The sequence below is a fragment of the Streptomyces sp. NPDC001858 genome, assembly GCF_053594615.1.
Genome location: NZ_JBSFEV010000069.1, coordinates 1 through 24,953, shown reverse-complemented (window position 1 = coordinate 24,953; position 24,953 = coordinate 1). Strand labels below are relative to the sequence as shown.

At 71.7% G+C, this 24,953-nt stretch carries 15 protein-coding genes; 12 read left to right on the top strand and 3 right to left on the bottom strand.

Annotated elements, in window-relative coordinates; all coding sequences use genetic code 11:
* Together ACWCPF_RS43610 and ACWCPF_RS43605 are read right to left on the bottom strand one after the other, a co-directional pair.
* Window positions 1-2,437: type I polyketide synthase (locus ACWCPF_RS43610; RefSeq protein ID WP_451050710.1), on the bottom strand; the 2,437-nt coding region annotated here is incomplete at its 3' end.
* Window positions 2,434-3,696, bottom strand: coding sequence for a PucR family transcriptional regulator (locus tag ACWCPF_RS43605; RefSeq protein WP_451050709.1), 1,263 nt, complete (start codon window positions 3,694-3,696; stop codon window positions 2,434-2,436). The genes ACWCPF_RS43610 and ACWCPF_RS43605, both read right to left, overlap by 4 nt.
* A gap of 328 nt (window positions 3,697-4,024) precedes the next feature.
* On the opposite strand from ACWCPF_RS43605, the gene ACWCPF_RS43600 reads away from it, so the two are divergent.
* The gene (locus tag ACWCPF_RS43600) at window positions 4,025-5,389 is read left to right on the top strand and encodes an acyltransferase domain-containing protein (protein WP_451050708.1); all 1,365 of its coding nucleotides are present in this window, start codon (window positions 4,025-4,027) and stop codon (window positions 5,387-5,389) included.
* A 251-nt stretch (window positions 5,390-5,640) separates the two neighbouring features.
* A complete protein-coding gene (locus tag ACWCPF_RS43595) occupies window positions 5,641-6,783 on the top strand; it encodes an acyltransferase family protein (RefSeq protein WP_451050707.1) in 1,143 nt (380 codons plus the stop codon).
* A gap of 132 nt (window positions 6,784-6,915) precedes the next feature.
* On the opposite strand, the gene msrA is transcribed toward ACWCPF_RS43595, so the two are convergent.
* Window positions 6,916-7,467, bottom strand: a complete 552-nt coding sequence (gene msrA, locus ACWCPF_RS43590; protein ID WP_451050706.1) for a peptide-methionine (S)-S-oxide reductase MsrA — start codon at window positions 7,465-7,467, stop codon at window positions 6,916-6,918.
* A gap of 232 nt (window positions 7,468-7,699) precedes the next feature.
* Here msrA and ACWCPF_RS43585 point away from each other — a divergent pair, with 232 nt between their 5' ends.
* The 10 genes from ACWCPF_RS43585 to ACWCPF_RS43540 form a co-directional block, all read left to right on the top strand.
* Window positions 7,700-8,302: a flavin reductase family protein gene (locus ACWCPF_RS43585; protein ID WP_451050705.1), complete on the top strand. Its 603-nt coding sequence runs from the start codon at window positions 7,700-7,702 to the stop codon at window positions 8,300-8,302.
* A 73-nt stretch (window positions 8,303-8,375) separates the two neighbouring features.
* Entirely contained in the window at window positions 8,376-9,353 is a 978-nt protein-coding gene (locus ACWCPF_RS43580; protein ID WP_451050704.1) for a LuxR C-terminal-related transcriptional regulator, read from the top strand.
* Between the two features lie 500 nt (window positions 9,354-9,853).
* Window positions 9,854-10,726 carry a 3-hydroxyacyl-CoA dehydrogenase family protein gene (locus tag ACWCPF_RS43575; RefSeq protein WP_451050703.1) on the top strand — a complete coding sequence of 291 codons (873 nt, stop codon included), beginning with the start codon at window positions 9,854-9,856 and terminating at the stop codon, window positions 10,724-10,726.
* Complete coding sequence (locus ACWCPF_RS43570) at window positions 10,726-11,415, top strand: O-methyltransferase (protein ID WP_451050702.1); 690 nt, start codon at window positions 10,726-10,728, stop codon at window positions 11,413-11,415. The genes ACWCPF_RS43575 and ACWCPF_RS43570 overlap by 1 nt, the downstream gene beginning before the upstream one ends.
* Entirely contained in the window at window positions 11,412-11,687 is a 276-nt protein-coding gene (locus tag ACWCPF_RS43565) for an acyl carrier protein (protein WP_451050701.1), read from the top strand. The genes ACWCPF_RS43570 and ACWCPF_RS43565 overlap by 4 nt, the downstream gene beginning before the upstream one ends.
* Window positions 11,680-12,780, top strand: coding sequence for an acyl-CoA dehydrogenase family protein (locus ACWCPF_RS43560; RefSeq protein WP_451050700.1), 1,101 nt, complete (start codon window positions 11,680-11,682; stop codon window positions 12,778-12,780). The genes ACWCPF_RS43565 and ACWCPF_RS43560 overlap by 8 nt, the downstream gene beginning before the upstream one ends.
* Before the next feature lie 28 nt (window positions 12,781-12,808).
* Window positions 12,809-13,972: an HAD-IIIC family phosphatase gene (locus ACWCPF_RS43555; protein WP_451050699.1), complete on the top strand. Its 1,164-nt coding sequence runs from the start codon at window positions 12,809-12,811 to the stop codon at window positions 13,970-13,972.
* Between the two features lie 266 nt (window positions 13,973-14,238).
* Entirely contained in the window at window positions 14,239-16,164 is a 1,926-nt protein-coding gene (locus ACWCPF_RS43550; RefSeq protein WP_451050698.1) for a BTAD domain-containing putative transcriptional regulator, read from the top strand.
* 128 nt (window positions 16,165-16,292) lie between these two features.
* Window positions 16,293-22,613, top strand: coding sequence for an SDR family NAD(P)-dependent oxidoreductase (locus ACWCPF_RS43545; protein ID WP_451050697.1), 6,321 nt, complete (start codon window positions 16,293-16,295; stop codon window positions 22,611-22,613).
* A 35-nt stretch (window positions 22,614-22,648) separates the two neighbouring features.
* Window positions 22,649-24,953: type I polyketide synthase (locus tag ACWCPF_RS43540; RefSeq protein ID WP_451050696.1), on the top strand; the 2,305-nt coding region annotated here is incomplete at its 3' end.

Below are 24,953 nucleotides of genomic sequence, written 5' to 3'. Positions count from 1 at the left end.
CCAGCACGGCCGTGAACTCGGCCAGCACCGGGTCCATCAGCGGGGAGTGGAAGGCGTGGCTGACGGTGAGGCGGTTGGTTTTGCGTCCCTGGCTGCGGAGTGTTTCGGCGAGGGCGGTGACGGTGTCCTCGTCGCCGGAGATGACGACCGCCTGGGGGCCGTTGACGGCGGCGATCCCGGCGACGGCCTCATGCCCGTGCAGGAGTTGTTGGGCTTCGGTCTCGGTGGCCTGGACGGCGATCATCGCGCCGCCTGCGGGGAGGGCCTGCATCAGCCGGCCCCGGGCCGCGACCACCCGGCACGCGTCCGCCAGGCTCAGGACGCCGGCGCAGTGGGCGGCGGCGAGTTCGCCGACCGAGTGGCCGGTCACGAAGTCGGGGACCACGCCCCAGGACTCCACCAGCCGGAACAGGGCCACCTCGACCGCGAACAGCGCGGGCTGCGTCCAGCCCGTCTCGTCCAGCCCCGCACCCCCGAACACGACCTCCTTCAACGGACCCGGCAGCAGTCCCTCGAACCCCGCGCACACCTCGTCGAACGCCGCCGCGAACACCGGCCAGGCGTCGTAGAGTTCACGGCCCATCCCGGCCCGCTGAGCGCCCTGACCCGTGAACAGGAACCCCGTGCGGCCCTCCGCCGCCACGGCGGACACCACGCCCGCGCCCGGCTCACCCGCGGCCAACCCCCCAAGTCCTGCGGTGAGTTCGTCGGGGGTGTCGGCGACGATCACCGCCCGGTGCTCGAACGCCGAGCGGGTCACCGCAGACGACCACGCCAAGTCCCGCAGCGGCACGCCCTGTTCGACCACCGACGCCAACGCCCGCGCCTGCTCCCGCAACGCACCCGCCGACCTCGCCGACACCACCACCGGCACGACCACCGGCACGACCACCGGCACAACCACCGGCACGACCGCCGGCACCTCTGGCAGCGGTGCTGCGGCCGGTTCTTCCCGGGGCTCCGGTGCCGGTGCCTGTTCGATGACCAGGTGCGCGTTGGTGCCGCTGACGCCGAATGAGGAGACCGCCGCCCGTCGGGGACGTCCGGTCTCGGGCCACGGCCGCGCCTCGGTCACCAGCTCCACCGACCCCGCCGACCAGTCGACGGCGGGCGTCGGCTCGTCCACGTGCAGGGTCTTCGGGACGACCCCGTGCCGCATCGCCATGACCATCTTGATGACGCCCGCGACACCCGCGGCCGCCTGGGTGTGGCCGATGTTCGACTTCAACGAGCCGAGCAGCAGGGGCTGTTCGTCGGGACGGGACGCGCCGTAGGTCGCCAGCAGCGCCTGCGCCTCGATCGGATCGCCCAGCCGCGTGCCCGTGCCGTGCGCCTCGACGACGTCCACCTCCGCCGGGGACAGCCCCGCGTTGGCCAGCGCCTGACGGATCACCCGCTGCTGCGACGGACCGCTCGGCGCGGTCAGACCGTTCGACGCGCCGTCCGAGTTCACCGCGCTGCCTCGGATCACCGCCAGCACCGGCAACCCCCGCCGTCGGGCCTCGGACAGCCGGGCCAGCGTCAGCATGCCGACGCCCTCGGACCAGCCGGTGCCGTCCGCCGCGGCCGCGAAGGCCTTGCAGCGGCCGTCGGGTGCGAGTCCGCGCTGCCGGGAGAACTCGACGAAGCCGTCCGGCACCGGTATCGCCATCGCGCCGCCGGCCAGCGCCAGCGAGCACTCGCCGTTGCGCAGCGCGTTCACGGCGTGGTGGATCGACACCAGGGACGACGAACAGGCCGTGTCCATGCTGACCGTCGGCCCCTCCAGACCGAGGACGTAGGAGATCCGGCCGGACGCGACGCTGGTCAGCATCCCGGTCATCGCGTAGCCCTCGGTGCCCGTGGAGGTGGCGTCGACCATGGAGGCGTAGCCGGTGTAGGTCACGCCGACGAAGACCCCGGTGTCGCTGCCGCGCAGGGAGCGCGGGTCCAGCCGGGCCCGTTCGACGGCCTCCCATGTGGTCTCCAGCAGCAGCCGCTGCTCCGGGGCCATGGCCAGCGCCTCGCGCGGGGAGATCCCGAAGAAGGCCGAGTCGAACCCCTTGAGGTCGCTGAGGAAACCGCCTTCGCGTGCGGAGAACTTGCCCACCGCGTCCGGGTCCGGGTCGTACATGCCCTCCACGTCCCAGCCGCGGTCGGCGGGGAAGGGGGCGATCGCGTCGACGCCGTCGGCGGCCAGCCGCCACAGCTCCTCGGGCGTCGAGACGTCGCCCGGATAACGGCAGCCCATGCCCAGGACGGCGATGGGCTCGGACCGGCTCGACTCGAGTTCCTCGACCCGGGCCCGGGTCTTCTGCAGATCGGCGGTGACCCACTTGAGGTAGTCGAGGAGCTTTCCGTCCTTGCCGCCCTGCCGACCCGGCTGCTGATCCGTCTGGCGATCTGCCTGCCGACCTGCCTGCCGACCTGCCTGCTGATCTGTCTGGTTGCCGCTCACTTGGACACCGCCCGAATCGAGTTCTCCAGTCCCGTCGCGGGATCCTGTCTGTCCAGCACCGATGAGCCGAGCCGTCCCGCCAGATACAGCGCGAGATGCAGTCGGAGATGGTCCTCGCGCAGCGAGCGCCCGAGGAGTTGCTCCGCCTTCTTCACCCGGTAGATGACGGTGTTCTTCGCGATGTGCAGCCGCTTGGCCGTGATGGCCACGCCCCGCTCGTTGTCCAGCAGACAGCGCACGGTCTCGCGCAGCGCGGCCATGGTCCGGTTGTCGGCGGCGAGCGGGCCGAGCTCGCGGCGGACGAAGTCGGCGGTGGCGTCGGCGTCGTCGCCGAGCAGGATGACGAGCTCCAGGTCGCCGTAGTCGCACAGCCCGGAAGGGCTGGGCTCGGTGATGCGGCCGACCCGCTCCGCGGTGATCGCCTGCTCGTGGGACCGCTGGAAGCCGGCCAGGCCGTCGCCCGGCAACCCGGAGGCGACATGGACGTGTGCGGGCAGGTCGACCGGCTCGTCCGACCGCCGCAGCTCCCCTGGGCGGTCGGTGGCTCGGCCGCCCCAGGCCCACAGCCGTCCGGGGCCGGCGGGCAGCAGCAGCATCGAGGAGCAGCCGGCCCGGTCCAGCACGCGCAGCGCCGTGGTCTCCAGTTCGTGCCTGCTGTCCTGGGTGATCTCGTCCTGCCACAGGACCAGCGCGATGTGGTGCAGCGTCAGGTCGTACCGCAGCTGGAGCATGGCCTTTCTGGTGTCGACCGGCTTGCCCTTCAACAGCGCGGACACCAGTTCGAAGCGCTCGCCGATGGGACCGGCGAACCAGCGACTGCGCTCGGCGGCGAACTTGTCGGTCACCGTCGCGGAGAGGGTCTCCATCCCCTCGAACAGGTCGGCCGAGATGCTCCGCATCATGGCGGGCTGGTCCTCGGTCGGGATCTGCGTCTCGCAGAGGTCGAACAGCTCGCGCGTGAAACTCGCGTGCGTGGCCCGGACATAGCGGAGCAGGTGGTCGACGGTCGTGTTGTCCGCGATGCGTTCCCGAATCGCGTTGGTGAGCTCCGCGGAGAGCAGTCCGGTAATTGCTCTTACGCCGCTGAGCCGCAATACGACCCAGAGTGCTATCGACTCCGCCAGCCGCGTTTCGCTGGAGGACTTCCGGGCGAAACGGGCGAAGGGTTCCCCGGCCATTTCGGCGAGCAGTACTCGGCTGTTCTCGATCGCCCAACCGGTCGCGCCCGAACCGACGCGGACGGCGACTTCCTCGACCAATTGCGAGTTCGTCGCCGGTAAATGGAGCAGCGAGTCGTCAGCTGGGCGCAGTAGATGCAGCAGCGAATAGGTGGAGGTGATCTGCGGTTGCGCGGGAAGAGCGGCCTGTGATATCGGATAGCCTGACAACGAGTAGCCTCCGTACCGGAAAAGCGGACGCAACTGATTGGCGGCAGCCTGACATGGCGCCCCTCGCGGAGGGTAATCCTCCGGTAATTGTGCCCTTGTGACGGAATTACCGGGCCGTGGGCGGAAGCGTTCGGCTCAAGCGATAACTTGCGTTTCGCGGTTCCCACGGTCCACTGATTGCCAGTGATGAGGAGTGCTCGTGACCAAGCCGGCCACACAAGACGTTCGAATCACCGCCGGAGCCGCCGGAGCCGCACGCACGGTGCCGTGGGTGCTGTCCGGGCGCAGCGCGGCGGGGCTGCGCGGCCAGGCCGCCCGACTGCTCGCCCGGCTCGAATCGGACGCGGCGCCCGACGCGACGCCCGACGCCGTCGACGGCCTCGCCGAGGTGGGCCGCCTCGCCGAGGTCGGCCGGTCGCTGGTGGCGGGCGGCGCGCCCTACGAGCACCGGGCCGTCGCTCTCGGGCGCGACCGCGCGGAGCTGCTCGCCGGGGTGCGGGCGATCGCCGAGGAGCGGAGCGCGCCGAACGTGATCAGCGGCCGGGCGACCCGGCAGGACCGCGCGGACGCCCGGCCGGTGTTCGTGTTCCCCGGCCAGGGCACCCAGTGGGCCGGCATGGCCGTGGAACTGCTGGACGCCTCGCCGGTGTTCGCCCGGCAGCTGCGGGAGTGCGAGCAGGCGCTGTCGCCGTATGTGGACTGGTCCCTGGAGGACGTGCTGCGCGGCGCGCCCGGGACCCCGCCGCTCAACCGGGTCGACGTCGTGCAGCCCGTGCTGTTCTCGATGATGCTGTCGCTGGCCCGGCTGTGGCGCTCCTTCGGCGTCGAGCCCGGGGCGGCGGTGGGCCACTCGCAGGGCGAGATCGTGGCCGCGCACGTCGCGGGCGCGCTGCCGTTGGCGGACGCGGTCAGGATCGTCGCCCTCCGCAGCCAGGCGCTGACGAAGATCCGCGGGCGGGGCGAGATGCTGACCGTGCTCGCGCCCGGCGACCGGGTGCGGACGCTGCTGGCCGACTGGGACGGCGTGCTGTCGGTGGCCGCGGTGAACGGCCCGGCGACCGTCACCGTGTCGGGCGACGTGGCCGCGATGAAGGAGTTCGGCGCCGCGCTGTCCGCGGCCCGGATGCTGCGCTGGCAGGTGCCCGGAGTGGACTTCGCCGCCCACTCGGCGCACGTGGAGGACCTGCGCGAGACCCTGCTCGACCTGGCCGCCGGGATCAGGCCGACGCGCGGCGAGGTGCCCTTCTACTCCACGGTGACCGGAGGCCGCGTCGAGACCGATGCACTGGACGCCGAGTACTGGTATCGGAACCTGCGCCAGACGGTCAGGTTCGACGACGCGGTCCGCTCGCTGGTCGCCGACGGGCACACGATCTTCGTCGAGTGCAGCGCACAGCCGGTGCTCACGGTCGGGATGCAGGACATCGTCGAGGAGCTCGGCCGCTCGGCCGTGCTGATGGCGACGCTGCGCAACGAGGACGGCGGCATGGGCCGCTTCCTCGCCGCGCTGGCGGAGGCGTATGTGAACGGCGTCACGGTGGACTGGACGGCGGCATTCGCGTGACGGGCCGTGACTGAGCCGCACGCCGCCGCCCGCGACCCGGTCATTCGAACACGTCCGCGTGCGGGAATTTCGCACGAAGGGCGCGATTACCGGAAAATTACCGGCCGCGGCTGGAACGGCGTATAGCCTTCCGGCACCCAGTTGCGTCCTCTTTCCGGTACGGAGGCCACTCGTTGTCAGGATATCCGAAATCACAGGCCGCTATTCCCGCGCAACCGAACAGTGCCGCCGCCGATTCCCGGCTTCCGTCATTGACGGGACTTCGATCGCTGGCGGCTCTCCTGGTCTTCGTCACGCATATCCTCTGGTACACGCCGCTCATCTCCGGCGACACCGGTAAAGAACTCAGAGAGACCTTCACCCTCTCGGGCTCCTACGGCGTCGGTTTCTTCTTCATCCTGAGCGGTTTCGTCCTGACCTGGACCGCGCGGTCGGACGACACGGCACCGTCGTTCTGGCGCCGCCGACTGGTGAAGATCGGACCCCTGCACCTGGTCACGTTCGGACTGGCGGCGCTGCTGGTGTTCCGCACGGACCGGCCCACCCGGGCGATCGACTGGATCGCCTCCCTGACCATGCAGCAGGCGTGGTTCCCGGACGTCCGGACCAGCTCGGCCGTCAACGGGGTGGCCTGGTCGCTGTCCTGCGAGTTCTTCTTCTACCTGGCGTTCCCGGCGCTGTGGCTCGGGCTGCGGCGGCTGCGCGAGGAGTGGCTGTGGCCGGCGGTCGGGGCGGTGCTCCTGCTGATCGTCGGAGCGTTCCTCGTCGCGACCTACGTGGTGACCGACCAGCCGCGGCTCGTGGCGTTCTCCGCGTCCGGCGAGTTCTCGTTCACCCAGATGTGGTTCGTGTACTTCTTCCCGCCGGTCCGCGCGCTCGAATTCGTCCTGGGCATTCTCCTGGCCAGGATCGTCATGGCGGGCCGGTGGCCGAACATCGGGTTGGCGCCCGCCTTCGCCCTCGCCGTCGCCGGCTATGTGATCGCCCTGTACGAGCCGTTCCTGGCGGGCACGGCCGGCGTGGCGACCGTGTGGACGGCGCCCCTCATCGCCGCCGCCGCGGTCGCGGACCGGCGGGGCGCCGCCTCGGTGTTCCGCAGGCCGACGGTGGTGTTCCTGGGGGAGATCTCCTTCGCGTTCTACATGGTCCACTGGATCGTCGTGATGACGGCCGCCGAACTGATCGGAACCACGCGCACGTTCTCCCTGGCGACCGGCGCGCTCCTGGCGCTCGTCGTGCTCGCGGTGGCCGTCGCGTGCTCCGCCGTCCTGTACCGGTGCGTGGAGCGGCCGCTGGTGCGGCGCTTCGGCCGTCACCGGAAGGACCTCGGCCGGCCGGGCCCGGCGGGAGCGGCGCCGACCCCGCGGACCGACGTCCACCGCGTCCCGGACTGACGTCCACCGCGTCCCGGACTGACGGACGGCTCGTCCCCGGTCCGCCGCGGCGGGCTTCGGACCTCTCCGCGTCCTGCGCAACCTGAACTCGCGCGGGACGCGGAGGCGATCGACGGCCGACGGTCTGTCCGCTCAGTCGATGTCCAGCCCCATCGAGCTGAGCTTCGGCTCGATCACCACCCGGCAGTAGGGCTCGAAACGATTCCTGTTGTAGAAGTCCTGTTGATCGGGGTCCGCCTCGATGAACTGCCCGTACGGCCGAAGGTCGGTCACGATGTTCCGGCCGAGTTCCCGCTGCACCCGGTCCATGACCTTCTCGGCCCGCACGCGCTGATCGTCGCCGGCGTAGAAGATCGTCGAGTGGTAGATGGAACCGCGGTCCGCGCCACTCTGGTTCGCCTTGGTCGGGTCATGGCTCTGGAAGAATAAATTCAGCACGTCTTCCAGCGAGATCTCGTCGGGCCGGAACGTCAGCCGCACCGCCTCGACGAACTTCTGCGGGTTGAGCCCGTAGCGTTTGTACTGCTCGTAGTCGGGCGGCGGCCCGCTGTCCCCGGCGTACCCCGCGACGCTCGAGGTGACACCGGGTGTCCGGCGCGCCACCGCATCGAAGGACCAGAAACAGCCGGGGCCGAGCGTCATCGTCTCGGCCTCGATTTTTCCCTCGGTCTTTTCCTCGGTCACAGAAGTCCTTTCAAGACTCTCGCCTTTAATGTGCGCCAGATTGTATCAGGATAAAGTCTTTCCGAGTGGGTCTGTAAAACAATTCGGTAAGCAAGATCCGGGCCGCACTCTGGCCGCCGCGGCGGGCGACTGCGCCGGAGAGCCAAAACCGACGGTCAGTCTTGGTGGTTCGTCCCTATCCGGCGGTCCGGCCCGGTCAATACGCTTCGAGAAGTGGCTATTCGAGGAGTCGATGATGGTTGCACCGTTCGACGCGACGGAATTTCGGCGCACCCTCGGACACCTGCCGACCGGGGTCACGGTGATCACCGCCAGGGGGCAGTTCGGCCGGCCGGTCGGCATGGCCTGCAACTCCTTCATGTCGGTTTCGCTGGACCCTCCCTTGATCATGCTCTGTGTCGGGAACACGTCGTCGACGCTGGCCGATCTTCGACAGAGCGGCATGTTTTGCGTCAACATTCTGGCCAATGGTCAGGAGCAGTTGTGCCGGCAGTTCTCGGTCAAGGGCATCGATCGGTTCGCCGGCGTCCGATGGGCCGAGTCACCGACCGGTCCGGAACTCTCCGAAGCGGTCGCCTGGATTTCGTGTTCGATCGACACCGAGCACGTCGCCGGAGATCACGTCATCATCATCGCCAGGGCGACCGGGCTGCGGCTGAACCGGGAAGAGCCGGTACCGCTGGTATTTCATCGCGGCAGGTTCGGGGCGTTCCGCGACAACGAGGATCTGCTGCCGGCCGCAAGATCGCTGCCCGAGCCTCCAGACAGCGCTTTCGTCTCCGCCACCTCTCCCATATCGTCCGCAGTCGGACGGATCTGGTTGAATCGGACTTAGGTGCTCAACGCCGCTCGGGTAGAATATTCTTTCGTGAGGTAATGGAAGGAATATTAGTGAACTTGGAGAGTCTTTGTTTCCCAAGTCGATTCCCGGGATCCTCGAAGTTTATGAGTGGAGTTTAGAAAGAGACGGCTTCGCTGTCGACGACGTCGCACACGAGCTGGGCTTCACCGCTGACGACAGTGAGGAGATAGTCGGCAGACTCCTGGAACTCCAGCTCATTCAGCCGGCCCGCGACCGGGACGCCTGGTTCGTTCCGACGGACCCCGGCATCGGATCGTCTCAACTCCTGAGCCGGGGGGAACTGGACCTCCTCGAACGGAAGCTGGCGGTCGGTCAGCTCCGCAACGACCTCGCACGACTGTCGCTGCTCTTCCGGTCCAGCAAGTTCGCCAGTCAGCACGCCAACTCCTTCGACGTCGTCACTGCGCCCGAGACGGTCAGGCTGCTGCTCTCCGAAGCGGCGGCGAACGGCTCCCGCGAGGTCGTCTGCATGCAGCCCGGGGGCGGGTGGTCGGTCGAGGAACTGATCGAGGAACAGCACCGCGACCTCCAACTGCTCGGCCGGGGCGTGCGCATGCGGGTCCTTTACCAGCACGCCGCACGGTTCGACACGCCGACCCGAGAGCACGCGGCGAAACTCGTCGACGCCGGCGCCGAGATACGGACGGCGGGAGCGCTCATCGGCAAGATATTCATCTTCGACCGCAACGTCGCATACATTCCCGCGCAGCGCGGCGGCGCCGTGGTCGTCCAAGAACCCTCCATCATCGATTTCCTTCACTCCTGCTTCGAGCATGTCTGGGAAACGGCCAAGGAGTTCGACACCCGGCGTGCCGAAGTCGAGGTCGTCAGCGTCGAGATGAAAAAAGAGATCGTCAGGATGCTGATCGCCGGAGCGAAGGACGAGGCCATCGCCCGGCGACTCGGTGTGTCGGTGCGCACCTGCCGTAAGCACATCGGTCAGGTCATGCAGATGTTCGGCGCGACGAGCCGGTTCCAGTTCGGCTACCTGGTCAAGGACGCCAACCTGGAGGAGGACGTGTAGACGCCGGCAGCTCCCGGTGTCTCGGCCGGCCGCTCAGCGGCCGCGCCCTCCCCTCCCTGCTGCTCCATCCCCTCTCCTCTCCCCGCGATCCTCCCTTCCGTTCAGCGCCTTCCCCGCCCCGAATCCCCACGTTCCCAGTGTGCCCTCCTCTGTTGTTCGAGCGCGGTCGGGTGAGCTTCCTCAAGTGGAAGTGCAGCTTGATGAGCGGGTCTCCCGGTGGAGACCGGCGGCACGGTCGGGCAGAGTCATAGGCCGTTGCAGCAGTGCAACCACAGAGTTGTTCGCTGAACGTTCCAAGGGGGCCCGCGTCAACATATTCATCCCTCGCCCGGTCGGTCGGCCAGAGGGCCACGGCGGCGAGGCGATCTGTACGTAGGGCAGCCCGGCCAATTCACTTCTCGGTCACCACCCGACGAGCCATTCCTCTGTCCGCAGGCGTGATTCCCCACGCCTGGACAATTCCCTTCCAAAACTTCTCCGAACGTAAAGCTGAGGTGCTTATGAACGGGTCCGTGACCGAGACCGGTGGCACGCCGCGGCTCGCGGTGTTCGGCGCGGGCGTGATGGGCATCGGCATCGCGACCCTCGCCGTCGGGCGGGGAGTGCCGGTCACGCTCGTGGACGTCGACCAGTCGCGGCTGGCCACAGCGCGCGAGCGGCTGCGAGGCGAACTCCGGCTCGCCCAGCTGACCGGAGCCCTGCCCCGGACCGGAGCGGTCGGCGAACTGCGGCTGGCCGACTCCGCGGTGGCGGCGGCGGACGCGAGCTGGGTGATCGAGGCGATCACGGAGGTCGCCGAGCTGAAGGCCAAGGTGCACCGGGAGATCGCCTCCGTGATCGCGCCGGGCACACTGCGGGTCACCAACACCTCGTCCATCCCGGTCGACGAACTTGCCGGTCAGGTCCCGACCCCCGAGGACCTGGCCGGCATCCACTTCATGAACCCGCCCTACCTGATCGGCACCCTCGAGGTGGTCCGCGGACCGCGCACCGGCGAGGACGCGATGACGGCCGTCCGGACCCTGCTGGCCACCTTGGGCAGGAAGGGCATCGTCGTCGGCGACGGCCCCGGCTTCGTCACCAGCCGGGTGCTGCACCGCATGATCAACGACGCGGCGAACGTCGTCGAGGAGGGCCGGGCCGGCGTCGAGGACGTCGACGCGCTCATGGAGGGCTGCCTAGGGCACCCGACGGGCCCGCTGCGCACCGCCGACCTGATCGGGATCGACAACCTCGTCGACTCCCTGTCGGTGCTGTACGAGCGCACCGGCGACGACAGCTACCGTCCGAGCGAACTGCTCCTGCGCAAGGTCGCCGAGGGCGATCACGGCCGGAAGACCGGGCGCGGCTTCTACGCGTACGAGGTCCGCTGATGGCCGGCCAGGTGGAGCTGGACGAGCGGCTCCTCGACTATGTGCGGTCGGTGTCCCTGCGCGATGACGAGATCCTGCGCGACCTCGTCGCCGAGACGGCCGGCATGCCCACGCTGAACGCCATGGTGACCATGCCCGAGGAAGGGCAGCTGCTCGCCCTGCTGGTCGGGCTGACCGGCGCCGCCCGGGTCCTGGAGATCGGCACCTTCACCGGCTACAGCACGCTGTGCATGGCGCGGGCGCTGCCGCCCGGCGGACGGATCGTCACCTGTGACATCAGCGAGCGCTGGACCAGGGTCGCCCAGCGGTACTGGAACCGCGCCGAGGTGTCCGACCGCATCGAACTACGGCTCGGGGACGGCGCCGAGACCATGGCGAAGCTGCTCGCCGAGCACGGGCCGGAGACCTTCGACCTGGTCTTCGTCGACGCCGACAAGACGGGCTACGCGCGCTACTACGAGGCGGCGCTCACCCTGCTGCGGCCCGGCGGCCTCGTCGTGCTCGACAACACGCTCTACTTCGGGCGCGTCGCGGACCCCGAGGCGAAGGACCCGGACACCGAGGCCATCCGCGGGCTCAACGCCGCACTGCGCGTCGACAGCAGGGTCGAACTGTCCCTGCTCGTCATGGCGGACGGCATCACGTTGGTGCGCAAGACCGAGAAGAGCCGAGGAAGGGACCTGTCATGACCGACTCGACAACCGAGCTGCCGGTCGCCGCCATCGAGCAGCGAATCGGCGAGTTCCTCGAAGCCAAGACCAAGATCGCCTGGGAGCCCGAGGTGGACATGTTCGCCTCGGGCGCGGTCTCCTCGCTCTTCGCGATGGAGCTGGTGGTCTTCGTGGAGAGCACCTTCGGCGTCGCCGTGGAGGGCGCCGACCTCGCGATGGACAACTTCCGCACCGTGCGCGCCATGAGCACGCTGGTGACCCGACTGCGCAGCGGGGCAGACGGTGCTTGACGTTCTCACCCCGCTGGTCACCGAGACGGTCGCCGACGCCGCCGGCCGCTGGGACGTGGCGGGCGAGATCCCGATCGGCGTGCTGCGCGGACTCGGCGCCAAGGGAGTGCTGTGCGCCGAGGCCCGCCCGGAGTACGGCGGCCTCGGTCTGTCCGGCACGGACAACGGCGAACTGACCGCGCACACCGGCGCGTTGTGCAGCTCGCTGCGCAGCGTGATGACCTCCCAGGGGATGGCCGCCTGGACGATCCAGCGGTTCGGCGACAAGGCGCAGCGCGCGGAGTACATCGGCCGGCTCACCGGCGGTGACCTCGCCGCGGTCGCCTTCAGCGAGCCCGCCGCCGGCAGCGATCTCGCCGCGATGACCACCGAGATCCGGCGCGACGGCGGCGACATCGTCGTCGACGGCGCCAAGACCTGGATCACGGTCGCCGCCTACGCCGACTGGATCGTCGTCTTCGGCCGCTTCGAGGGCGGCGGCGCCGTGGCCCTGGTGCCGGCCTCCGCTCCCGGCGTCCGGGTGGAGCGGGTCGCCGACCCGCTCGGCTGCCGCGCCGCGGGACACGCCGGTGTGCTGCTCGACGAGGTGCGACTGCCCGAGAGCCACCTGCTCGCGGTGGCCGGCCAGCCCGTCGTCATGCTGACCACCATCGCGCTGACCTACGGCCGGCTCTCGGTGGCCTGGGGCTGCGTCGGCATGCTCCGCGGCTGCCTCACGGCCGTCGCCCGGCATGCCGCGACCCGCGAGCAGTTCGGCAAGCCCCTGCTGCGCCACCAGCTCGTCGCCCGGCACCTGGCCGAGCTGTACGCCGCGGAGCGCACGGCGACGTTCGCGTGCGAGCAGGCGAGCCGCAGCTGGGACGACGGCTCCCCGGAACAGGTGACGGCGGCGATCCTCGCCAAGCATGTCGCGGCGGGCAACGCGGCCCGGGGCGCGGCGTCGGCGATGCAGGTGCTCGCCTCCGCGGGCGCGGCCGGCGGACATGTCGTCGAACGGGCCTTCCGCGACGCGAAGTTGATGGAGGTCATCGAAGGCAGCAACGAGATCTGCCAGCTGATGCTGGCCGAGCACGCCGCTTCCACGGCGGCCTGAGCGCGACCACGGAAAGGGGGGAGCAGACATGTCCGAAGCACAAGAAGCACAAGAAGCACAAGAAGCACAAGCAGTACCAGACGCTCAAGCAGCACAGGAAGCACCGGCAGCGCAGCCGGTGGTCAAGTGCCTGATCTGGGACCTCGACAACACCCTGTGGCAGGGCACCCTGGTCGAGGACGGCCACGTCGAGGTCGACGACGCCGTCCGCAAGGTCGTCGTGGAGCTCGACGCGCGCGGGGTGCTCCAGTCCGTGTCGAGCCGCAACGACCACGACGAGGCCTGGGCCCGGCTCGAACAGCTCGGCCTCGCCGAGTACTTCGTGCTGCCGCACATCGGCTGGGGCCCGAAGTCGGAGTCGGTGCGCGGCATCGCCGAACGGCTGAACTTCGCACCGAGGACGATCGCGTTCATCGACGACCTGCCGACCGAACGCGCCGAGGTCGCCTACCACTTGCCCGAGGTCCGGTGCTACCCGGCGGAGCAGGCGGGCCAGTTGCTCGGACTGCCCGAGTTCAGCCCGCCGGTGGTCACGGTCGACGCCCGCCGGCGCCGCGAGATGTACCGGGCCGGGTTCGAACGGGACCTGCAACGGGAGCAGTACCAGGGCGCCGACGAGGACTTCCTGCGCTCGCTCGACCTCGTGATGCGCATCGGCAGGGCCCGCGACGAGGAGATCACCCGGGTCGAGGAACTGACCCTGCGCACCAGCCAGATGAACGCGACCGGCGTGCACTACTCGGATGCGGCGCTGCGCGCGCTGCTCTCCGACGACGACCACGACGTGCTGGTGGTCTCGATGTCCGACCGCTTCGGCCCGCACGGCGCGGTCGGCGTCATGCTGATCGAGCGGACGCCGCTCGCCTGGCGCATCAAGCTGCTGGCGACCTCCTGCCGGGTCGTCTCGTTCGGCGCGGGCGCGGTGCTGCTGCGCTGGCTCACCGACGCCGCGGCGCGGGCCGGTGTGCACCTGGTCGCCGACTTCCGGCGCACCGAACGCAACCGGATGATGGAAGTGGCCTACCGGTTCGCCGGGTTCGCCACCGCGCGCTGCGCCTGTCTCGCCTCGTTCGCGCCGCCCGAGGGAACCGAGTGCCTGCATCTGGACGCCGTCCGGCAGGACCCGCCGACGACCATGCGCGTCCTCGCACCCGATCCGCACGACGCCGCGCGAGAAGCGGAATGGCTCTAGGGCCTGTCCGGCCGATCATGCCGCAGACGCGGGGTGTGGCACGCACAGCTGCGGCGTTGTCGTCGGTTGCCGACGCTCCGCGTCGACGCCCTCCTCCGCCTTGCAGCTGCACGCACCACACCCCGCTCACCGGTGCTGATACGTGCCGTTGCTTTCCTGCGACTTGATCGGCCGGACAGGCCCTGGTCGGCAGTTCATCGACCGGTTGACGCCGGACACACGAACGATCTTCGGGGGACCCCTTGCAGTTCTTGGTTCTTGGTCCATTGCGGCTGATAGACGACGAGAAGCCGATCGCGCTCGGCGGCGACCGACGCCGGGCCACCCTCGGCCTGCTGCTGCTCAACGCCAACCGGGAGGTGGCGACCAGCAAGCTCCTCGAAGGACTCTGGGGCACCGAGGAGGCGCCGGCGACGGCGCGGAAGATCCTCCAGAACGCGGTGCGCGGCCTGCGCGTCATGTTCGCCGAGCACGCGGGCGGCGACACCCGTCCGCCGGTCCTGCTGACCTGCACGCACGGCTACCAGCTGCAGGTCGACCCGGAACAGGTCGACATGTTCCGCTTCCACCGCATGGCGCGCACCGGCCGCGCCGAGCTGACCGCCGGCCGGTTCGACGCGGCGGCGGCCACCCTGCGCGAGGTGCTCGCGCTGTGGCGCGGCCAGGCGCTGGCCGACCTGGTCGAGGCCGGTCACTCCTGGGCCGAGCTGACCGCGCTGCAACACGCCCGGCTGGACGTGATGGAGGACTACTTCGAGGCCGAGCTGGCAGGCGGCCGCCATCAGGCCGTCCTCGGCGAACTGCAGGCCATGGTCGAGGCCGAGCCGCTGCGGGAGCGGGCCTGCCACCAGCTGATGCGCGCGCTGTACCGCAGCGGCCGGCAGGCCGACGCCCTCGCCGTCTACCGGCGGGTTCGGCTGAAGCTGGCCGAGCAACTCGGCCTGGAACCCGGCCGGGAACTGCGGCTGCTCCAGCACGCGATCCTCGTGCACGACCCGTCCATCGCCGCGCCGGCCGGACCGGCGCGCACCGTGCTGGTCTCCGCGCCCGGCCAGGAGGCCGAGCACCGTGCCGCGGTGCCCGCTCCCCGCTCGCCCGTCCGGTCGGCCGCGGCCACCCCCGTCGAGGGGCCGAGCCGGGTCAGCGCCGTGCTGATCCGCGCCGACTTCGGGGCCCTCAACCCCCTCGCCGACGTCGGCGAGGTCCTCGAACGCACCGCGACGACCGTGCGCGAGGAGGTGGAGCGGCGCGGCGGCTCGGTCGCCGCGGCCACCGGCTCGGTCACCCTCGCCCTGTTCAGACCGGCCTCCCCACAGGAGGACGGCACCGACCAGGCCGCCGACCAGGCCGCCGGCCGGGCCGCCGAGCGGGCCGTCCGCGCCGCGCTGTCGCTGCGCCGCCGGATCTGCTTCGACGTACCCGACGGCGAGCGCCCCGAGCTGAGGATCGCCGTGTCGACGGGGGAGCTCCCCGCCCACCCCCGCGACGCGTTCCTGGAACCGCTGCCGGTCACCGGCGCACTGCTCGTCGACTGCGAGTCCCTGCTCCGGTTCACCGAGGACACCGAGATCGTGGTCAGCGACCGCACCAACCGACTCACCGGCAAGACGATCCGGTACAGCCGCCAGGGCGGCCCCCGGCCACGGTGGACGGTCGAGGGCCACGTCCGCGACACCGGCGACCCCCGGGACACCTCGGCCGCGCCGGAGGTCTTCGACCGCGAACCCGAACTGGACGTGCTGAGCAGCCTGCTGGAACGGGTGCGCCGCCGCGCCCGGCCGCACCTGGTCCTGGTGCTGGGCCCCCCGGGGATCGGGAAGTCGCGGCTGCTCGCGGAGTTCGAGAGCCGGGTCGAGAACGCGGCGACCATGCGGCTCGAACCCAACGGGCAGGTGACCGCGCCGCATGTGGCCGAGGTCGTCGGACGGCGCCCGCTCGTGGTCTTCGCCGACGACCTGCACCTGGCCGACAACTCGGTGCTGGAGATCGTCGAGGACCTGCTCGACCCGCCGGAGCCGATGCCGCTGCTGGTGGTCGCCGCCGCCCGGCCGGAGCTGTTCCGCAGACGACCCGGATGGGGCGCCGGCCAGCGGCACGCCAGCCGGATGACCCTGGAGCCGGTGACGGGCGAACGGCTCGTCCAGGCGCCCGAGGAACACGACCTGCCGAGGCTCTGCCATGCCGCCGGCTGACGGGCGCCGTCCGTTGGTCCGGGGAGCCAGATTCCCCGCCCGATCCGGTGTTCTCGGACCCGGCTGCACACCGCCCCCGCAACGTTGACTGGCCCAGTTGAGTACTCGGCCTGAGGAGTGACGAGACGATGGAGAACGAGGGCAGGCTGCGCACCTACCTCAAGCAGGCCGTCGCGGAGCTGCAGGACACCCGCGAGCGGCTGCAGGAGCTGGAGCGGGCGGCCGCCGAGCCGATCGCGATCGTCGGCATGGCCTGTCGCTTCCCCGGCGGCGTCGTCTCGCCCGACGGGCTGTGGGAGCTGGTGGCCGACGGCCGGGACGCGGTCGGCGCGTTCCCCGAGGACCGCGGCTGGGACCTCGACGGCCGCTACGACCCCGAACCGGGCGTGCCGGGCGCCTTCTACGCCCGCGGTGGCGGATTCCTGTACGACGCGGCCGAGTTCGACGCCGACTTCTTCGGGATCTCCCCGCGCGAGGCGCTGGCGATGGACCCGCAGCAGCGGCTGCTCCTGGAGACGTCCTGGGAGGCGCTGGAGCGGACCGGGACCGACCCGCAGTCCCTGCGGGGCAGCGACACCGGTGTGTTCGTCGGCCTGATGGGCCACGGCGGCCAGCGCTACGGGCTCGGCGCCGAGGAGTCCGGACAGGGCGGCGAGGGGTTCGGCGGCACCGGCAGCGCGGCCAGCGTCGCCTCCGGCCGGGTCGCCTATCTGCTCGGCCTGGAGGGCCCGGCGCTGACCGTCGACACGGCCTGCTCGTCGTCGCTGGTGACCATGCATCTGGCGAGCCGCGCCCTGCGCGCCGGCGAATGCTCGCTGGCGCTGGCCGGCGGCGCGGCGGTCATGCCCACCCTGGACACCTTCATCGAGTTCTCGCGCCAGCGCGGGCTGGCCGCGGACGGCCGCTGCAAGGCGTTCTCGGCGGCGGCGGACGGCACCGGCTGGTCCGAGGGCGCCGGCATCCTGGTGCTGGAGCGGCTCTCCGACGCCCAGCGGCTCGGGCATCCGGTCCATGCCGTGATCCGGGGCAGCGCGGTCAACTCCGACGGCGCCTCCAACGGTCTGACCGCCCCCAACGGCCCGTCCCAGCAGCGGGTCGTCCGCCGGGCGCTGGCCGCCGCGGGCCTCGCACCGTCCGAGGTGGACGTCGTGGACGCGCACGGCACGGGCACCCGGCTGGGCGACCCGATCGAGGCCCAGGCGCTGCTGGCGACCTACGGCCGCGAACGGCCGGACGGGCAGCCGCTGTGGCTGGGCTCGCTGAAGTCCAACATCGGGCACACCCAGGCCGCCGCCGGAGTCGGCGGCGTCATCAAGATGGTGCAGGCGATCCGGCACGGCGTGCTGCCGCGGACGCTGCACATCGACGAGCCGACACCCGCCGTGGACTGGACGTCGGGCGCGGTGGAGCTGCTGACCGAGGCACGCGCCTGGCCCGAGACCGGCCGGCCCCGCCGGGCCGCGGTCTCGGCGTTCGGGATCAGCGGCACCAACGCCCACGTGATCATCGAACAGGCCCCCGAGCCGCAACCCGAGCCCGAGCCCATGCCCGCGCTCACGCCGGAGCCCGCGGACCGCGCGGTCCCCCTCCTGCTGTCCGCCTCCTCGCCGACGGCCCTCCAAGCCAGGGCGCGCCAACTGCACGCCCATCTCGCCGCCCACCCGGACGCGCCCGTGGCCGCCGCACTGGCCACCCGCGCGCCCCGGCTGCCGCACCGCGCGGCCGTCACCGGCGACGACCCCCGCACCGGACTGCGGGCCCTCGCCGAGGGCCGCCCCGCCCCGGACGTCCTGCTCGGCACCGCCCGCCCGCGCGGCAAGACGGTGTTCGTCTTCCCCGGCCAGGGCTCGCAGTGGTCCGGCATGGCCCTCGACCTGCACCGCGAGTCCCAGGTCTTCCGCGCCCAGCTCGACGACTGCGCCGCCGCCCTCGAACCCCACATCGGCCGGAACCTCCTCGACGCGCTCGCCGGACCCCTCGACCGGGTCGACGTCGTCCAGCCCGCCCTGTGGGCCGTCATGATCTCCGTCGCCGCCCTGTGGCGACACCACGGCGTGACCCCCGACGCGGTCCTCGGCCACTCCCAGGGCGAGATAGCCGCCGCATACGTGGCGGGCGCCCTGTCCCTCGATGACTCCGCCGCCGTCGTCGCCCTGCGCAGCAAGGCCATCACCCGCCTCGCCGGCACCGGCGGCATGGCGTCCGTCCAGCTCCCCGCGCCCGAGACCGCACAGCGGATCGAGACCTACGGCGGCTCGGTGGAGATCGCCGCGGTCAACGGCCCCGGCAGCACCGTCGTGTCGGGCACGCCCGCCCAACTGGCCGACCTCGTCGCCGCCTGCGAGGCCGACGGCGTCCGCGCCCGGCTCATCCCGGTGGACTACGCCTCCCACTCGGCGCACGTCGAGGCCCTGCGCGACGAGATCCGCACCGCACTGTCCGGCATCCGGCCGCGCCCCGCCGACGTGCCGTTCCACTCCACGGTCACCGGCGAGATCCTGGCCGGCCCGGAGCTGGACGCCGACTACTGGTTCGCCAACCTGCGCCGGACCGTCGGCTTCGCCGCGGGCACACGCGCGCTCCTCGACCAGGGCCACCGGGCGTTCGTCGAGGTCAGCGCACACCCCGTGCTCACCACCGCGATCGCCGAGACGGCCGAGGAGACGGAGATCTCCGACGCCCTCGTGCTGGAGTCGCTGCGCCGCGACGACGGCGGCCCGGCCCGCTTCCGCACCGCGCTCGCCAAGGCGTACGTGCACGGCGTCGACATCGACTGGCACCTCCCGCCCACCCGCGCCGAGTTGCCCACCCACCCGTTCCAGCGCCGCCGCTACTGGCTGGCCGAACCCGTCCCGGCCGGCGACACCGCCGCCCTCGGCCTGCGCCCGGCGGACCACCCGCTGCTCGGCGCCGCACTGCGCACCGCGGACGCCGACACGCTCGTCCTCACCGGACGGCTGTCGCGCACCGACCACCCCTGGCTGGCCGACCACGCCGTCGGCGACTCGGTGCTGCTGCCCGCCACCGCGCTCGTCGAACTCGCCCTGCACGCCGGGGACCGGGTCGGCTGCGGCCGGCTCGCCGAACTGACCCTGCACACGCCGGTCGTCCTCGACGCCGACCTGGACCTCCAGCTCCTGATCGGCCCCGAGACCGACGCCGGACGCCCGATCGGCGTGCACACCAGCCCGAGCGGCACGGACGACTGGACCCGGCACGCGGACGGCGTCCTCACCGCCGAGACCCCCGCCGCACCCGGCGACCTGACCTCCTGGCCGCCGCCCGGCGCGCACGCCGTCCCGCGGGACGGGTTCTACGCGTCCCTGGCCGACCGCGGCTACACCTACGGCCCGGCCTTCCGCGGCGTGCGCGCCGCCTGGCAGGACGGCGACATCCTCTACGCCTCGGTCGCATTACCCGACGACCAGGACGTCACCGGCTTCGGGCTGCACCCCGCGCTGCTCGACGCCTCGCTGCACCCGGCCGGCCTGGCCGACGCGGACGGCGTCCGGATCCCGTTCAGCTGGACCGACGTCCGCCTGCACGCCACCGGCGCCCGAGCGGTCCGGGTACGGCTGACTCCGACCGGGCCGGGGGCGATCGCCCTGCTCGTGACCGACGAGGACGGGCAGCCGGTGGCCTCGGTGGGCGAACTGGCCCTGCGGCCGGTCGACCCGGGCACGCTACGGCGGACCCGCACGGATCTCTCGGCCCTCTCGGCCCTCTTCGGCCTGGACCTGGTGCCCGTCGAACTGCCGGACCCGCCCGCCGAACAGCACTGGATCACCCTCCCGACGGACGCTCCCGACCACCCGGCCGCCGCGGCGTCGGCGTCGGCCGCGCTGTGGACCTGCCCGGCCGGCGAGCTGGAGGACGTCGTCGCCCGGACCCTCGACGTCGTCCGGGAGTGGCTCGCCGACCCCGCGCTCGCCGCCGTCCCGCTCGTCGTCCTCACCCGCACCGACGAACTCGCCCACCGTGCGGTGGCCGGACTGCTGCGCACCGCGCGCACCGAACACCCCGGCCGGCTCCGCCACATCGAGGCCGACGACCACCCGCACACCCTGCGCGCCGTGCCCGCCGCGCTCGCCGCCGACCACCCCGAACTGGTCCTGCGCGGCGGACTCGGGGCGGTCCCCAGGCTCGTCCGGGCCGCCGCCTCGCCACCGCTGGCCGAACCGGCGGACCGGCCCTGGCGACTGTCCCTGACCTACCGCGGCGAGCTCGACGCCATGTCGCTCACCCCCTGCCCCGAACTGCTCCGCCCGCTCGACCCGGGCGAGGTGCGGATCGCGGTCCGGGCCGGCGGCCTGAACTTCAAGGCTGTGCTGCTGGAACTCGGCATGGTGGCCCAGGACCAGTGGTCCTCGCTCGGCGAAGGCGCCGGAATCGTGCTGGAGGTCGGCTCCGACGTCACCCGACTGGCCCCCGGCGACCGGGTGATGGGCCTGTTCACCGGCGGCCTGGCCGCCGTCACGATCTCCGACCGCAGACTCGTCGTGCCCATGCCCGAGCGGCTGTCGTTCGCTCAGGCCGCCGGCGTCCCGGTGGTCTACCTGACGGCCTACTACGGCCTCGCGGACCTGGCCGGACTCCGGGCCGGCGAGTCGCTCCTGCTGCACACCGCCACCGGCGGCGTCGGCTTCGCGGCCCTTCAACTCGCCCGGCACTGGGGCGCCGAGGTCTTCGGCACCGCCAGCGCCGGCAAACGGGACGTGCTGCGCGCCTGGGGCTTCGACGACGACCACCTCGCCGACTCCCGCAGCCTCGGCTACGCCACGAAGTTCGCGAACTCCACCGGCGGCCGCGGCGTGGACGTCGTCCTCAACTCCCTGGCCCACGAGCACGTCGAGGAGTCGCTGACCCTGCTGTCGCACGGCGGACGGTTCGTGGAGATGGGCAAGACCGACATCCGCGACGCCGACGACATCGCGCAGCGCCATCCCGGCGTCCGCTACCGGGCGTTCGACGTGATGGACGCCGGCTTCGAGCGCATCGCGCAGATGCTGGCGGAGATCCGCGCCCTGTTCGACGCGGGCGCGCTGCAACCCATGCCGCTGACCACCTTCGACGTCCACCGCGCGCCGCAGGCGTTCCGGTACCTCAGCCAGGCACGGCACGTCGGCAAGATCGTGCTGACCGTGCCCGCACCGCTCGACCCCGACGGCACGGTGCTCGTCACCGGCGGCACCGGAGTGCTCGGCGGGCTCGTCGCCCGGCACCTGGTCGCCCGACACGGCGTGCGGCGCCTGCTGTTGACGAGCCGCAGCGGCCCGGCCGCCGACGGCGCGAGCGAACTGGCCGCCGAGCTGCGCGCGGCGGGCGCCGAGGTCCGGGTGGCGGCCTGCGATGTCGCCGACCGGGAGTCGATGGCCGAACTGATCCGTGCCACGGACCGGCTCACCGGAGTCGTCCACACGGCCGGCGTGCTCTCCGACGGCGTGCTGGAGGCCCTGACCCGCGACGACCTCGACACCGTCCTGCGGACGAAGGCACGCTCGGCCCGGCAGCTGCACGAGCTGACCCAGGACCACGATCTCTCGCTCTTCGTGCTCTTCTCCTCCGCCGCCGGCGTGCTGGGCAACGCGGGCCAGGGCGGGTACGCCGCGGCCAACGCGTTCCTCGACGGACTCGCGGAACACCGGCGCGCCCTCGGGCTGCCGGGCACGTCCATCGCCTGGGGCCTGTGGGCGCAGGTGAGTGCCATGACCGGCCGGATGAGCGAGGCCGACCGGGAGCGGCTGGCCGCCATGGGCCTGGGCGCGATCACCGACGAGCAGGGCCTCGCCCTTTTCGACGCCGCACTCGCCCAGCACCGCGCCCTGACGGTGGCGGTCCCCGTGGACATGGCCCGCCTGCGCGCAAGCGGCCGCCCGGTGCCCGAGATGCTCTCCGCCCTGGACCCGGCCGGCGCGGTCCGCCGCCGGGTCGTGACATCGACAACCGCCACAACACAGTCGGACCGGCTCCTCGCGCTGCCCGAACGACAGCGGCGCAAGGAACTCCTGGACCTGGTGCGGGAATCGGCGGTGGTCGTCCTCGGGCACGGCACGACGGCCGCGGTCGACGGGGACAGCGCCTTCAAGGAACTCGGGTTCGACTCGCTGACCGCGGTGGAACTGCGCAACCGACTCGGCAACAGCACCGGACTACGACTGCCGCCGACGGTCGTCTTCGACCACCCGACACCGGCCGAGCTCGCCGGATACCTGGACGAACTGCTCGTGCCCGCCCAGGAGACGACGGCCCGCTCGGTCGTGACGGAACTCGACCGGCTCGCCGTGGCCCACCTCGACGACGACGAGCGGGCCCTGCTCGCCAAGCGGCTCCAGGAGGCGCTGCGCACGCTCACCGCGACCGCCGACGCGCAGGACGAGGAGCGGGACTTCACCGCGGCCTCCGACGACGAACTCTTCGACTTCATCGACGGCGAACTGGATACCGCATGACCGCGCCAGGCCGGAACGGAAGGGGGCTGCCCGGGATGTCCACCAACGAACAGAAGCTTCGGGAGTATCTGAGGCGGGCCACGACGGACCTGCACCAGGCACGGCGGGAACTGCGCGACGCCGAGACCGCCGCCCGCGAGCCGATCGCGATCGTCGGCATGGCCGGCCGCTTCCCCGGCGGCGCCCGCACCCCCGACGGGCTGTGGGAACTCGTCCGCGACGGCGGGGAGGCCCTCACGGAGTTCCCGACCGACCGCGGCTGGGACCTCGACCGGCTGTCCGACCCGGATCCCGACACCCCGGGCACCACCTACCTCACCCGCGGCGGATTCCTGCCCGACGCCGCCCGCTTCGACGCCGAGTTCTTCGGCATCTCGCCGCGCGAGGCGGTGGCGATGGACCCGCAGCAGCGGGTGCTGCTGGAGACCTCGTGGGAGGCGCTGGAGAGCGCCCGCATCGACCCCGCGTCGCTCAGGGGAAGCGCGGGCGGCGTGTTCGTCGGGGTCATCCCGCAGGAGTACATGCCGCGGGCGGGGGAGACCCCCGAGGAGCTGGAGGGCTTCGTGCTCACCGGCGGCACGACGAGCGTGGCATCGGGCCGGATCGCCTATGTGCTGGGGCTCGTGGGCCCCGCGGTGACCGTGGACACGGCCTGTTCGTCGTCGCTGGTGTCGATGCATCTGGCGGAACAGTCGCTGCGCAGCGGGGAGTGCGACATCGCGCTGGCGGGCGGGGCCACGGTGATGGCCGGCCCCAGCGTGTTCGTGGAGTTCTCCCGGCAGCGCGGACTGGCGCGGGACGGCCGCTGCAAGGCGTTCTCGGCCGCGGCCGACGGCACCGGTTTTTCCGAGGGCGTCGGCGTACTGGTGCTCGCCCGGCTGTCCGAGGCGCAGCGGCGGGGTCTGCCGGTGCTGGCGGTGATCCGGGGCAGTGCGGTGAACTCGGACGGCGCGTCGAACGGTCTGACGGCGCCGAGCGGTCCGTCGCAGCAGCGGGTGATCCGTCAGGCGCTGGCCAACGCGGGGCTGTCCCCGGCGGAGGTGGACGTCGTCGAGGCGCACGGCACGGGCACGCGGCTGGGCGATCCGATCGAGGCGCAGGCCCTGCTGGCGACCTACGGGGAGTCGAGGCCGGACGAACAGCCTCTGCTGCTCGGCTCGTTGAAGTCGAACATCGGCCACACCCAGGGCGCGGCGGGCGTCGCCGGTGTGATCAAGATGGTGATGGCGATGCGGCACGGGATCGTGCCGAAGACCCTGCACGTGGACGAGCCGACGCCGGCGGTGGACTGGTCGGCGGGGTCGGTGGAGTTGGTGACCGAGGCCCGGCCGTGGCCCGAGACCGGACGTCCCCGGCGGGCGGCCGTCTCCTCCTTCGGGATTAGCGGCACCAACGCCCACATCGTGCTGGAACAGGCACCTGTCCCGGAGCCGGTGACGGACTCCAGTGTGTCGGGTTCCGGTGTGGTGCCGGTGGTGGTGTCGGCGAGGTCGGCGGGTGCGTTGCGGGAGCAGGCGCGGGCGTTGGCGTCGGTGGTCGAACAGGGCGTGCCGCTGCGGGACTTGGCGTGGTCGTCTGCGGTGACCCGCTCGGCGTTCGAGCACCGGGCGGTGATCGTCGCCGACACCCCCGACGAACTCACCGCAGGGCTCGGGGTGTTGGCCGCGGGCGAGCCGGGCGCGGGCGTGGTGTCCGCCGTGGCGGCGGAGGGCCGGACGGGGTTCCTGTTCACGGGTCAGGGCGCTCAGCGGGCTGGGATGGGCCGTGAACTCTACGACGCCTGGCCGGTGTTCGCGGCGGCGTTCGACGAGGTGTGCGCGGGGTTCGAGGGGCTGCTGCCGGGACCGTTGAAGGAGGTCGTGTTCGGGGGTGCGGGGCTGGACGAGACGGGGTGGACGCAGCCCGCGCTGTTCGCGGTCGAGGTGGCCCTGTTCCGGCTGGTGGAGTCCTGGGGCGTGGTCCCCGACTTCGTGACCGGCCACTCGGTCGGCGAACTCGCCGCCGCCCACTGCGCCGGCGTCCTCACTCTGGCGGACGCATGCCGGGTGGTCGCGGCCCGGGGCCGGCTGATGCAGGCCCTCCCCGCAGGCGGCGCGATGATCGCCGTCCAGGCCACCGAAACCGAAGCCCAACAACTCCTGCACGGGCACGAGGCCGTCGCCGGGATCGCCGCGGTCAACGGCCCCCAGGCGGTCGTCATCTCCGGCGACGAGGACACCGTCACCGCCCTCGCCGAAACACTCCACAGCCAGGGACGCAAAACCAACCGCCTCACCGTCAGCCACGCCTTCCACTCCCCGCTGATGGACCCGGTGCTGGCCGAGTTCACGGCCGTGCTGG